Raw genomic sequence first — 536 nt, 5'->3', positions numbered from 1 at the left:
GCGTGTCTTTAAGGACACTCTTTACGCGAATGTGAAGCGTGTCGCTGACTCGTTTCCTCCGACCGTTCTTTGGCGCATTCAGCCAGCGTAAAACTCGGAACCTTAAAGCTCGGCTTTGGCCGTGACCTTTCAATAACCCATGCGGGTACACTTCCCCGCACGGGGTAGGTGTACCCATTAACTTTGGAGTACACCTTATGAACCAAGTAGCTAAATTGGACCTCGCCCAAATCCGTCAACAAGCCATCAATGATGGTCTGCTGGTGGACCAATCTTCCATCGGTAAACAAGCTGGTTTCCTGACCAATGTGGCAGTGACCCCGGCAATTGTCGATGGAGTATTTGGTGCAGATGGTAAGCACTCGGTAGAAGACTTCCTTTTCATGTTTTTGCAGCTTTGTGTTGCTCAAACAAAGGTCGCTTTTACCGACAACAAGAATTGGGGAAAGATTCGTCTTTATTACCCCATGCCCACTGTAGATGGCTTTTTCAAACCCACTGAGGTTGTGATTAAGTCAGATCCTGTAACCGCAGAT

1 protein-coding gene is annotated in these 536 nt (G+C 48.1%); it reads left to right on the top strand.

Features of this window, described 5'->3' with window-relative positions:
* Nucleotides 1-197: 197 nt before the first annotated feature.
* A partial coding sequence (locus R7044_RS27670; protein WP_225456292.1) for a hypothetical protein occupies nucleotides 198-536 on the top strand: 339 nt, incomplete at its 3' end.

The sequence above is a fragment of the Vibrio sp. 1402 genome, from assembly GCF_033340275.1.
The sequence above is the reverse complement of the archived record's forward strand: the minus strand, read 5'-3'. Positions and strand labels throughout refer to the sequence as shown.